The following is an 11,806-nucleotide window of genomic DNA, read 5'->3' as shown; positions in this document are numbered from 1 at the left end:
CGAGATCGCGCCAGGCACGGCAGTCGTTCTCGACAACCTCGCGACCCATCGCAACAAAGAAGCCGCTGCGGCGCTCAAGGCTCATGGGTGCTGGTTCCTCTATCTGCCGCCATATTCACCAGATCTGAACCCGATTGAGTTGGCTTTCTCCAAATTGAAGTCTCACCTCAGACGCATCAGTGCGCGATCATTCACCTCGGTGTTCGAAGCCCTTGGCGATATCTGCGCAATGTACTCCCCGCAGGAGTGTTCAAACTACTTTCAGGCTGCCGGATATGCCTCAGGTTAAATTAGAAATGCTTTAGGCGGATTAATCCTTTGTTTTGCAAGGCATTGCGCTGCCCGATCCCCCATGGTTCCGGGCAGTTTTACTATGCGGATCATCAAGACACTTGCGAGATGCCACCACTCGGATAGGGTGAAGGTGTCAACAGGCCCGACGCTGAAGCCCCGCCAAAAGGGGCGCGGCGCGGGGACATAGGGAGGATCCGTCAATGATCGGATGTCGTCTGCCCCTCGCGGGGGGCCGAAGCTGTCGCCGCATGGGAGTGGGCGATTGCTGAAAATCGAAGATCTGCATCTGTCCTTTGGCGGGATCAAAGCGCTACAGGGTGTGAATTTCGAAGCGAACGCGGGTGAGATCACCGGCGTTATCGGCCCGAATGGCGCGGGTAAGACCTCACTTTTCAACGCGATATCAGGGTTTTACAAGCCGGACCGCGGGCGTGTATCGTTCGAGGGCGAGGACATCACGACGCTGAGCCCGGATAAGCGGGCGGGCTTGGGTCTTGCACGGACCTTTCAGAACATCGCGCTTTTTCGCGGCATGACCGTGCTCGACAATATCAAGCTTGGTGGGCACACGCGTCTGAACACCAACGTCTGGCAAGCGCTCCGCTACTTCGGCTCGGCGCAGAAGGCTGAGTTGGAACTACGTCGCGAGATCGAAGAGCAGGTCATCGACTTTCTCGAGATCGACCACATCCGTAAATATCCGATCACCATGCTGCCCTACGGTTTGCAGAAACGCGTCGAGTTGGGCCGTGCGCTGGCGATGCGGCCCAAGGTGTTGCTGCTGGATGAACCTGTCGCGGGCATGAACCGCGAAGAGACGGCGGATATGGCGCGCTTCATTCTGGATGTGCAGGAGCAGTTCGGCACCACGATCCTGCTGGTGGAACATGACATGCATATGGTGATGGACATTTGCAGCCGCATTGTCGTGCTGAACTTTGGCCAGCAGATCGCCAGTGGCACGCCTGAAGAGGTCTCGAAGGATCCGGCGGTGATTGAAGCGTATCTGGGGGCAGCGGCATGACGATTTCTTGCAAAGAAATCGGGCCGGAATTTTTTGAAAATTCCGGGGTCCGGCGCGGGGAGGGGCTCTGATGGGGCAGTTTGTGCAATTTGCGATCAACGGGCTGATGGCGGGGGCGATTTATGCGCTGATCGCTGTTGGGATCGTGAGCGTTTACAAGGCCACCAAGGTGGTGAACTTTGCCCATGGTTATCTGATTATGTTCGGGGCCTATTTCTATTTTACCTTCGCGGTGATTGTCCCCGGCCAGCCTTGGGCGCCAACGTGGCTTGCGTCATGGCAGCCCGCTTGGATGATCGAGATGAAGGGCGACTTACCGATGTTTTCGCCCGTCGCAGCAGTGTTGGACTGGGTGGCGAACCTGCCGCGTATTCTGCTGGGGCTGGCGGGGGCGCTGGTGTGTAACGCCATTCTGGGCCGGATCATTGAGCGGGTATTGATGCGGCCGCTGATGGGGCAGTCGATCTTTGCGATGATCATGGTGACGGTTGGTCTGATCTCAATCCTATCGGGGGCGGCACAGCTGATCTGGACGGCGGATGCCGCCAGCGTGCCCTATATCGCGCCTAATATGCCGATCCGGTTCGAGTTGTTCGGCACGATGATCTTCCTTTTTGGCACCGATCTGGTGAACATGTTTGTGGCGCTTCTCTTGTTTGGCGGCATCGTGGCTTTTGTGAAGTTCACCAAGGGCGGCATTGCGATCCGGGCCACTGCTGAAGATCAGTCGACGGCCTATTCAATGGGTATTTCGGTGCCGAAGGTCTTTTCCCGCGCTTGGGTCTTGGCCAGTACGACAGGGGCAATCGCGGGGGCGATCCTCGCCACGCGCAACGGGATTTCGCCGAGCCTCGGGCTCTTTGGTTTTTCGGTGCTGGCGATTGTGTTGATGGGCGGGTTGGACAGCTATGTCGGCGTCTTGATCGCCGCGATGGTCGTCGGTGTGTTGGAAGCCATGACCCAGTGGAAGATGGGCGGCGGCTGGGCCGAGATTGTGCCTTACGTCACCGTGCTGGTGGTGCTGGTTTGGCGTCCACACGGGTTGATGGGCCAGAAAGAGGTTGAGCGGATATGATTAACGCGAACCTCAAATCGACCTATGCCGCCGATGAGCGGGTGCTGAACAATCGCTACAAGCAGGCATTTGTTTATGCGATGATCGCCGCGCTGGCGCTGTTCACCGCCTTTGGCAATGACTACCTGATCCTGATCGCCAGCCAGATGGGCATCCTGCTGATCGCGGTGGTGGGGATCAATATTCTGACCGGCTATACCGGGCTGGTCTCGCTGGGCCATGGCGCCTTTGTCGCCATTGGCGCCTATGCGGTGACGATTTTTGGCAACCTCGGGGCCGGGGTGATCCCGGCGGGGCTGATGCCCTTTATCTCGGTGCCATTGGCGGTGGCATTGGCCGCCGCCGTGGGGGTGCTGGTGGGGCTGCCGAGTCTGCGGGTCAAAGGGCTGTACCTTGCCGTGGCGACGCTGGCGGCGAATTTCATTGTGATTTTCTTGATCGAAGAAGACCTCTTTGCCCCTTGGACCGGCGGGATGGTCGGGATCAACACCAATGTGCCGAACCTGTTGGGCTGGGAGCTGGACACCAAGCGCGAGATGTTTGGGCTAATCGCTGTGGTGGGGCTGGTGTCGCTGCTGGCGGCGCAGAACCTGATCCGCACCCGCGTGGGCCGCGCCTTTATCGCCATCCGCGACCGCGATTACTCCGCCGAGATCCTCGGCATCTCGCTGTTGCGGTACAAGTTGATGAGCTTTGCCCTCTCGGCCGCCTATTGCGGGTTGGCGGGCGCGCTTTTCGCCTATTTCTATGCCCGCATCCTGCCCGAGCAATTCGAGTTGGCGCTGTCGCTGAACCTTGTCGCCGCGTTGATCATTGGCGGCATGGGGCGGACAATGGGGCCGGTGTTCGGCGTTATCATCGTCGTGATGGTGCCGGAATTGATCAAAGTGCTTTTTGGGGCGCTGGCGGGGGATAGCGCCGGGGCAGGTCAGTTGCGTGCGCCGCTGCAACAGATCGCCTTTGGCGTCCTGCTCGTGCTGTTCCTGCTGAAAGAACCGCTCGGCATCAACCAGATCGTAGACCGCATACTGCGCGCCGCAAACAGATGGCCCTTTGCGCGCGGATAAGAACAACGACGGCCACATTTAGGGAGAAGACCAAATGACCATGAACCGCCGATCCTTCCTCGCCACCACCGCCGCCGCCACGGCGATCACCGGCACGCCGATGATCCTGCGCGCGCAGCCCAAGGAATACGTGCTGGGCGCCTCGCTGCCGCTGACCGGGCCTTTTGCCACCGCGGGCCAGTTGGTTGCCCCGGCCTTTGCCATGGCCGCGAAACTGTTCAACGACGAAGGCGGTATCGCAGGCACGCCGATCCGTTTTGTCACCGAGGATTCGGGCTATGTGCCGCAGAATGCGCTGAACAACTACCAGCGCGCGCTAGCCTCTGAAGGCAAGAACATGATCGGTTATTTTGCCGACAGCACCGGCGCGATGAAGCTGATTGCGCCTGAGTTGAAGGGCGAGAATGCGCGGATCATGGGCTCGACCTCATTCGCTTCTGAATTGGCGGACCCAGCGACACATCCCTACCAGTATCTCTCGGGTCCGACTTATCAGAGCCAGTTCGATATCCTGCTGCAGAACATCAAGAACGAGGGCGGGCAGAAGGTCGCCTTTATCTTCTCCAACACCGAGTTTGGCCGAGACCCGATTGAGCATGGCCGCAAACGCGCCGAGGAACTGGGGCTAGAGGTCGTGCTGGAGGAAAGCACAAAGGCCGAGGGCGCAGACATTCCGACCCATGTCACCAAACTGGCACAGTCCGGCGCGGATCACTGTATCTTGCAGGGCTATGTCACCGGCGTCTGGCCGCAGCTCATCGGCGGCGCGCGACAGTTCGGCCTGCCGGTCAAGTTCAAGGGCACCTTCTGGGGCATGGAGAAGCTAATCGCGGACCGGATCACCGCCGAGGCGGGACCCTTCCTTGCGGGCTACGAAGGCGTCATGCCCTACCGCTATTTCTATGACCGTGAAGACGCGCCGCGCTATCAGCAGTACGCGGAGCTCAGCAAGGCGATGTTCGCAGGCACGCCGCTGGAGAACTACATGTCGACCTGGGCGATCCAGACGATGTGTGGCTTGGAGATCGCCATGAAAGCCTTCCGCGACACCGCCGAGGCCGGGCAGGAACTGACAGCGGATAACATCGCTGAGAACCTCGCGGGCATTTCCGATTGGGATTCGGGTGGCTTCTTTGGCGGGCCGGTGAGCATGGAGAACAATGCGATCGGGACAGGCCGGGTCTATGGCTACAATCCCGAGGACGGGCTGTTCACGCCGAAATCCGACTGGTTCACCGTTTAAGCGCAAAAGGTTCGGGGGCGCTGCCCCCGGACCCCCGAAGTATTTTTGGCCAAAAAGAGAGAGGGCGCGCCCTGTGCTGACCATCGAGAACATCGAAGTGACCTATCATCACACGGTGCAGGCGTTGCGCGGGCTGTCTTTGGAAGTGCCGGACGGGAAGATCGTGACGCTGTTGGGGACCAATGGCGCGGGCAAGACCACGACGTTGAAGGCTGCGAGCAACCTGCTGGCGCTAGAGAATGGCGAGGTCGGTGAGGGGCGGATTTCGTTCAAGGGGCAATCGATCATGACGATCCAGCCCGACCGTCTGGTGCAACAGGGGCTGTTCCATGTGCGCGAAGGGCGGCGGATTTTTAGTGAGATGACGGTGGAGGACAACCTGATCGCGGCCTCTTATGCGCTGGATCAGCGTAAGGCGAAGCCGGACTATGATAAGGTCTATGCGTTTTTCCCGCGGTTGAAAGAGCGGCGCAAGCAGATCGCGGGCTATCTTTCGGGTGGGGAGCAGCAGATGTTGGCCTTTGGCCGGGCGATGATTGCGCGGCCGGAGTTGATCTTGATGGATGAGCCGTCCTTGGGGCTGGCGCCCAAGGTGGTGGCGGAGATTTTTGACACGATCAAGCGGCTTAACCAAGAGGATGGTACGGCGATCCTCTTGGTCGAACAGAACGCGGGCGTGGCCTTTTCCGTCGCGGACTATGGCTACATCATGGAAAGCGGTCAGATCGTCATGGAGGGCGATGTGGAGAAGCTACGCGGCGATAAGGACATCCAGTCCTTCTACCTCGGCATGGGCGAGGAGGGCGGCGCACGGCAGTCTTTCCGCGATGTGAAGCACTACAAACGCCGCAAACGCTGGCTCAGCTAAGGAGGCCACCATGGCATTTGATGAGTTTAAGGGCGATTTCGCGCCGCTGGTGCGCATGGTGCACAACCATGCCGACAACCGCCCCACGGGCGTGGCGATGCGGCAGAAAGAATTTGGCATCTGGAATGAGATCACCTGGGCGGGCCTGCAGGAAATCATGCAGGCCACCGCCGCCGGGCTGGTCGATCTGGGGCTGGCGCCCGGCGGCCATGTCGGCATCCTGAGTGAGAACCGCAGCGAATGGGTGCAGGCGCAGTTTGGCATTAACGCGGCTGCGGGGGTTGTGGTGGGGATGTATCCCACCAGCCCGGCGGCGGAGTTGGAGCATTTGGTGAATGCCTCGGATACCACGGTGCTGTTTATCGAAGATCAGGAACAGCTGGACAAGATCAAGGAGTTGGGCGACCGGGTGCCGCAGTTGCGGCAGTTGGTGATTTTTGACCCCAAGGGCACGCGGGGCGAGGATCTGCTGGGGCTGATCAGCTTTGACGATCTTTTGGCGCGGGGGCGGGCGCGGTTGGCGGATCTCGCTGATGATCTGCGCGCGCGGCAGGCGGGGATCGAGCCGGACGACACCGCGATGATGGTCTTTACCTCAGGCTCTACCGGGCTGCCAAAGGCGGCTGAAATTTCCTATGGCAACATTCATGCGGGCGTGGCCGTGGCGCGGGATGTCTTTGGCGACTACCCGCCCGGCACCGACGTGCTAAGCTATCTGCCGCTGTGCCACATTGCCGAACAGGCGGTGACGGTGATCAACGGACTGTCGCAGCAGTTTGTGATGAACTTTGGCGAGAGCCTGCGGACCATCACGCTCGACCTGCGAGAGGTCGCGCCGCAGGTGTTTTTCGGTGTGCCGCGGATTTGGGAGAAGATGCAGGCCGGGGTGCTGGTGCAGGCGCAGACCGCCGGGCGGCTCAAGGGGCCGATGACGCTTTTGGCGCTGAAAGGCGCGCAGCGGCGCGGGATTATCCGGCGCGACAGGTGGAGCGCGGGGGACCGGATGGCCCATGCCTTTTGGGATACGCTCGTTTACCGCCATATCCGCAGCTATCTCGGGCTGGGGCGGACGACATTTGCGATCTCTGCTGCCGCGCCAATCAGCGCGGAACTGCTAGGCTTCATGCGCGGCATCGGGGTGAATATCCGCGAGGCTTGGGGCATGTCCGAGACCTCGGGCGTGGGCACGATCCAAAAGTCTTGGGGGCAATGTGATGGGCGGATCGGCTTCCCGGTCAGCGGCGTGCGCACCAAGATTGCTGAGGACGGCGAGGTGCTATTCACCGGCGGGACGATCTTTAAGGGCTATTACAAGAACCCCAAGGCTACCGCCGAGACCATTCAGGACGGCTGGCTGCACACTGGCGATGTCGGGCGTCAGGAGGCCGATGGGTCGATCACCTTGGTGGACCGTAAGAAGGACATCATGATCAACGCGGCGGGCAAGAACCTCGCGCCTGCGCATATCGAGAATGTCATTAAGGCCAGCCCCTTTATCAAAGAAGTCATCGCGGTGGCCGACAAGCGGCCCTTTGTCACAGCGCTGGTGCAGATCGACATGGACACGGTGCGGCTCTGGGCCGAGGGGCAGGGGATCGCCTATACCACCTTCCGCTCGCTGGCCGAGCACCCCAAGGTGCAGGAGCTGATCGCGGCCGAAGTGGCCAAGCACAATCGCGAGCTTGCGCGGGTCGAGCAGGTCAAGAAGATCTGGCTGATGCGCAAGGAGTTGGACCATGACGATGGCGAGGTCACGGCGACGATGAAGGTACGGCGGTCCAAGGTCTATGAGGTCTATGCGGGCGAAATCGAGGCGCTTTACGGCTGAGCCTTAGAGCACACCGATCTCGGCCAGCGCGCGGTTCAGTTCTGCCGGCAGGTCGGCTTCGCTCTCGCGGCCTTCGGGCAGATCGGGCGGCGCATCCTCTGGCGCAAGGTAGCGCCAGCCTTGGAAGGCGCGGCGCTGGCTGCCTTGGGTGCGGATGATCTCGGGGTCGAGCACGATGGCACAGCGGCGGATACCATCGGCGCGGGTGACTTCTTCGAGCCGGATGATGCGTTGCCGAGCCTGAACCACGCCTTTGATGACCCAATAGATCGAGCCGCCGTTGAGAATCTCGGCCTCGCGCTTGGGCCACATGCGGGTGACATGGCGCGGCAAACCGTCTTTGGTCCGCACGTCCTTGCGCGCCTGCCATTTGGCAAGGCTCTCGACGCCCTCGGTGCCAACCGAGAGCTTTATCAGGTTAATTTTGCCGGTCACATCGCCCCCCAGCGATTCCATTGATCTACGCCATATAAGGTAGTTGGATTTCAATCACATGCAAATTCTTGTATGCTCAGAGGTGAATTTACTGTTTTCACGGCGGCACAGCCTAGCTAAGAAGACCATCTGCCACTGACCTCAGGAGTTTCACAATGTCCCGCTTTACCGCCCCGATCGCCGAACAAATTTGGGATATGAAATACCGTTTTAAAGGGGCTGATGGCGCCGCGAAAGACGCTACGGTCGAGGACACTTGGCGCCGCATCGCGCGTGACCTCGCGCAGGTCGAATCGAAGGCCGATGTCTGGGAAGACAAGTTTTTCAACGCGCTGGAGGATTTCAAATACCTCCCCGCGGGCCGTATCACCGCCGGTGCCGGCACTGCGCGCCGCGTGACGCTGTTCAACTGCTTTGTCATGGGCACCGTGCCTGACAGCATGTCCGGCATTTTCGACATGTTGAAAGAGGCCGCACTGACCATGCAGCAGGGCGGGGGAATCGGCTATGATTTCTCGACCATCCGCCCGCGTGGCGCGGATGTGCTGGGCGTCTCGGCGGATGCTTCGGGCCCGCTGTCGTTCATGGATGTCTGGGACGCCATGTGCCGCACCATCATGTCCGCAGGCTCGCGCCGCGGCGCGATGATGGCGACCATGCGTTGCGACCATCCGGATGTCGAAGATTTCATCTCGGCCAAGTCCGACCCCGCCCGTCTGCGCATGTTCAACATGTCCGTGCTGGTCACTGACCCCTTCATGGAAGCGGTCAAGGCCGATGGGTCGTGGGATCTGGTCTTTGGCGGGAAGGTCTACAAGACCGTGCAGGCGCGTGATCTTTGGAACAGCATCATGCAAGCGACCTATTCCTACGCCGAGCCGGGTGTGATCTTCATCGACCGCATCAACGCCGCCAACAACCTGAACTATTGCGAGACCATTGCCGCCACCAACCCTTGCGGCGAGCAGCCCTTGCCGCCTTACGGCGCCTGCCTGCTGGGCTCGATCAACCTCGCGCGCCTGGTGGCGCAGCCCTTTGACGAGGCCGCCCATCTCGACCAAGACGCGATGAGCGAGTTGGTCGCCACCGCCGTGCGCATGATGGACAACGTCGTCGACGTGTCGAACTTCCCGCTGCCCGAACAGGCCGCCGAGGCGCAGAACAAGCGCCGCATTGGGCTGGGTGTTACCGGTCTGGCCGATGCGCTCTTGATGGTCGGCCTGCGCTATGGCTCGGACGAAGCGGCGGCGCAGACCGAGGCTTGGCTCAAGGCCATCGCCCGTGCTGCTTACCTCGCAAGCGTCGATCTGGCCAAAGAGAAGGGCGCCTTCCCGCTGTTTGACGCCGAGAAATTCCTCGCCTCCGGCACCATGCAGGCGATGGATGACGATGTGCGCGACGCGATCCGCGAACATGGCATCCGGAACGCACTGCTGACCTCCATCGCGCCCACCGGCACGATCAGCCTCTACGCGGGTAATGTCAGCTCGGGCATCGAGCCGGTCTTTGCCTATGCCTATACCCGCAAGGTGCTGCAAAAAGACGGCAGCCGGACCGAAGAAGAGGTCGTGGACTACGCCGTGCAGATGTGGCGTGAGCTGAAAGGCGACGCGCCGCTGCCGGATTACTTTGTCAACGCGCAGACCCTGCCGCCTGCCGATCACGTCAAGATGCAGGCCGCGGCCCAGAAATGGATCGACAGTTCGATCTCCAAGACCATCAACTGCCCCGAAGACATCTCCTTTGACGACTTCAAAGATGTCTACATGCAGGCCTGGGATCTGGGCTGCAAAGGCTGCACCACTTACCGCCCCAACGACGTGACCGGCTCGGTCCTCAGCGTGTCATCGGAAAAGACCGACAAGGCCCCCGCCGACAGCCCCGATCAGGTCAGCGAAGGCGGCGAGATCGTCTATATGTCCGACCCGCTGGACCGCCCGGCGGAGTTGGAGGGCAATACCTACAAGGTCAAATGGCCCGACAGCGAACATGCGCTTTACATCACGATCAACGACATCGTGCTGAACGGCCACCGTCGCCCGTTTGAGGTCTTCATCAACTCCAAGAACATGGAGCATTTCGCTTGGACCGTGGCGCTGACGCGCATGGTCTCTGCCGTGTTCCGCCGCGGCGGCGATGTGTCCTTTGTGGTGGAAGAGCTGAAAGCCGTCTTCGACCCGCGCGGCGGCGCCTGGATGCAGGGCAAATACATCCCCTCCATCCTCGCGGCCATCGGCGGCGTGATCGAGCAGCATATGATCGCGACCGGGTTTATCGCGGGCGAGGGCATGGGACTGAAGACCGATCCACAGGCGAAGGTCGTGGGCTTGGATGCCCCGCGTGGGAAGTCTTGCCCCTCCTGCGGTCAGTTCGATCTGCGGATGGTCGAGGGGTGTATGACCTGCGGGAGCTGTGGGCATAGCAAATGCGGGTGATGCTGCGCTGATGATGACGTTTTGTCGGACATAGCAATAAGTGGCCATTACTGCTGTTTTTTGACCTTTCGACCCACATCAAATGATCATTAGAACCTCTTACGAAATATAAGATTCCGATTTTAAACAACTTTATAGATGCCGGTCCGAAAGGGTCGGCATTTTGCTTTCTGAGTTAGGGAACGAGGCAAGGTGGTTGACGGAGGTCGGCGGATGTTCTCATAACGTCCTCAACGATACGGATCCTCTCGATTAACCCGAGGCAGCCCCGCGCTTCTTAGATCCCAAAGTTGCTACGCGACGCGCAGGTGGAACCAAAGCCTCTTCAACGAGTTAACGTTAGGTCAACGGTAGGCAACGACGTCGATCGTGGCTTGGTGGGAGGAACAGAAATGGGTCAGACGGTTACGAAAGCTATCGAGAAATTTGAGAGAGAAGGCCTGAAGCCGCAGGCTGTCCGGTATCTGCGAAAGCACCCGCAAAGCGTGGAGCATCTTACGTTTCGGGAGCTTCGTGAGCAGATCGTTATGCATCCTGATGCGCAACCAAGAGAGATATCTGTCAGGTAGGCAGCGGCGATAAAGTTTCAGACCTCAATGTGATGGTACTATATCGATCGTAGATTTACGTGTTCGTTGGCGGGACGACCACTTGAATGTGTGAAGCGGAACGGTCCATTCACGTGTTTGCGTGTTTCGCGAGGCATTGCTTTTGCGTGTCACAGCGCAGGATTGTATCGTTGTTCGGTAACTCCCGCGTTTCAGTACCGTTGAGATGTCTGAAAGCTGAATCCCTATCCAGCCTCCATTCACAACAGCCGAAATTCGCTGAATAACTCCAGCTATATCGATACTTCCGATAGCAAATCTTCTTTCGAAAACTGTGTTTTGCTGCCCTGCAAGATCACTTCTCCGCGCCGGAGGGCGACGAAGCGGTCTGCCAGTTCATAGGCAAATTCAAAGTATTGCTCGACCAATACAATGGCCATCTGCCCTTCCTCGCGGAGACGAGAAATCACCCGCCCGATCTGTTGAATAATATTGGGCTGAATGCCCTCGGTCGGTTCGTCCAAGAGCAACAGTTTGGGCCGAGTAATCAACGCTCGGGCGATGGCCAACTGTTGTTGCTGGCCGCCAGATAGATCACCACCGCGTCGTGCCTTCATTTCGTTCAAGACAGGGAAGAGCTCGAAGATTTCTTCAGGCACCCGCCGATCGGCAGGAGGTAAGCATCCGAACCCAGTTTCAAGGTTTTCTTTAACCGTAAGCAGGGGAAAGATCTCGCGTCCCTGCGGCACGTATGCGATTCCGCGGCGGGCGAGCAGGTGGGCTGGCAGCACCGGAAGCACCTCTCCGTCGAGTGCAAGCGTGCCACCGGAGCGCGCATGGGTTCCGGAAATCGCTTTCATCAAGCTGGTTTTGCCGACGCCGTTGGTCCCCATTACGCAGGTGACTTCGCCGCGCGCCGCTTCAAAACTGATCCCGTTTAGGATTTGCGAGCGTCCGTAGTGCAGGGTCAGGTCCTCTACACTCAACAT

General features: G+C 59.6%; 10 protein-coding genes. 8 read left to right on the top strand and 2 right to left on the bottom strand.

The features are described from left to right. The 7 genes from BLS57_RS18200 to BLS57_RS18170 form a co-directional block, all read left to right on the top strand. Positions 1-289: transposase (locus tag BLS57_RS18200; RefSeq protein ID WP_208597604.1), on the top strand; the 289-nt coding region annotated here is incomplete at its 5' end. A 213-nt stretch (positions 290-502) separates the two neighbouring features. Beyond that, complete coding sequence (locus BLS57_RS18195; protein ID WP_093744078.1) at positions 503-1,318, top strand: ABC transporter ATP-binding protein; 816 nt, start codon at positions 503-505, stop codon at positions 1,316-1,318. A 70-nt stretch (positions 1,319-1,388) separates the two neighbouring features. Beyond that, the gene (locus tag BLS57_RS18190) at positions 1,389-2,393 is read left to right on the top strand and encodes a branched-chain amino acid ABC transporter permease (protein WP_093744077.1); all 1,005 of its coding nucleotides are present in this window, start codon (positions 1,389-1,391) and stop codon (positions 2,391-2,393) included. Then, a complete protein-coding gene (locus BLS57_RS18185; RefSeq protein WP_093744076.1) occupies positions 2,390-3,460 on the top strand; it encodes a branched-chain amino acid ABC transporter permease in 1,071 nt (356 codons plus the stop codon). The genes BLS57_RS18190 and BLS57_RS18185 overlap by 4 nt, the downstream gene beginning before the upstream one ends. Positions 3,461-3,494: 34 nt before the next feature. Beyond that, positions 3,495-4,703 (top strand): ABC transporter substrate-binding protein, encoded by a 1,209-nt coding sequence (locus BLS57_RS18180; RefSeq protein ID WP_244153729.1) that lies wholly within the window; start codon positions 3,495-3,497, stop codon positions 4,701-4,703. Positions 4,704-4,776: 73 nt separating this feature from the next. Then, entirely contained in the window at positions 4,777-5,571 is a 795-nt protein-coding gene (locus BLS57_RS18175; protein ID WP_093744075.1) for an ABC transporter ATP-binding protein, read from the top strand. Positions 5,572-5,581: 10 nt separating this feature from the next. After that, positions 5,582-7,399, top strand: a complete 1,818-nt coding sequence (locus BLS57_RS18170; protein WP_093744074.1) for an AMP-dependent synthetase/ligase — start codon at positions 5,582-5,584, stop codon at positions 7,397-7,399. Positions 7,400-7,402: 3 nt separating this feature from the next. On the opposite strand, the gene BLS57_RS18165 is transcribed toward BLS57_RS18170, so the two are convergent. Beyond that, a complete protein-coding gene (locus BLS57_RS18165; RefSeq protein WP_425274361.1) occupies positions 7,403-7,855 on the bottom strand; it encodes a DUF1489 family protein in 453 nt (150 codons plus the stop codon). Positions 7,856-7,989: 134 nt separating this feature from the next. Between BLS57_RS18165 and BLS57_RS18160 the strand changes: the two genes are divergently transcribed. Next, the gene (locus BLS57_RS18160; RefSeq protein ID WP_093744073.1) at positions 7,990-10,269 is read left to right on the top strand and encodes an adenosylcobalamin-dependent ribonucleoside-diphosphate reductase; all 2,280 of its coding nucleotides are present in this window, start codon (positions 7,990-7,992) and stop codon (positions 10,267-10,269) included. Between the two features lie 841 nt (positions 10,270-11,110). On the opposite strand, the gene urtE is transcribed toward BLS57_RS18160, so the two are convergent. Continuing rightward, complete coding sequence (gene urtE / locus BLS57_RS18155) at positions 11,111-11,806, bottom strand: urea ABC transporter ATP-binding subunit UrtE (protein WP_093744072.1); 696 nt, start codon at positions 11,804-11,806, stop codon at positions 11,111-11,113.

The organism is Sulfitobacter delicatus (assembly GCF_900102535.1).
GTDB classification, from domain to species: Bacteria; Pseudomonadota; Alphaproteobacteria; order Rhodobacterales; family Rhodobacteraceae; genus Sulfitobacter; species Sulfitobacter delicatus.
This window is presented reverse-complemented; position numbering and strand designations above follow the sequence as displayed.

What these genes read in the sequence shown, in the direction of transcription:
- BLS57_RS18195 (WP_093744078.1), top strand. Translation starts at nt 503, where the DNA reads ATGTCGTCTGCCCCTCGCGGGGGGCCGAAGCTGTCGCCGCATGGGAGT.
- BLS57_RS18190 (WP_093744077.1), top strand. Translation starts at nt 1,389, where the DNA reads ATGGGGCAGTTTGTGCAATTTGCGATCAACGGGCTGATGGCGGGGGCG.
- BLS57_RS18185 (WP_093744076.1), top strand. Translation starts at nt 2,390, where the DNA reads ATGATTAACGCGAACCTCAAATCGACCTATGCCGCCGATGAGCGGGTG.
- BLS57_RS18180 (WP_244153729.1), top strand. Translation starts at nt 3,495, where the DNA reads ATGACCATGAACCGCCGATCCTTCCTCGCCACCACCGCCGCCGCCACG.
- BLS57_RS18170 (WP_093744074.1), top strand. Translation starts at nt 5,582, where the DNA reads ATGGCATTTGATGAGTTTAAGGGCGATTTCGCGCCGCTGGTGCGCATG.
- BLS57_RS18165 (WP_425274361.1), bottom strand. Translation starts at nt 7,855, where the DNA reads ATGGAATCGCTGGGGGGCGATGTGACCGGCAAAATTAACCTGATAAAG.
- BLS57_RS18160 (WP_093744073.1), top strand. Translation starts at nt 7,990, where the DNA reads ATGTCCCGCTTTACCGCCCCGATCGCCGAACAAATTTGGGATATGAAA.
- urtE (WP_093744072.1), bottom strand. Translation starts at nt 11,806, where the DNA reads ATGTTGAGTGTAGAGGACCTGACCCTGCACTACGGACGCTCGCAAATC.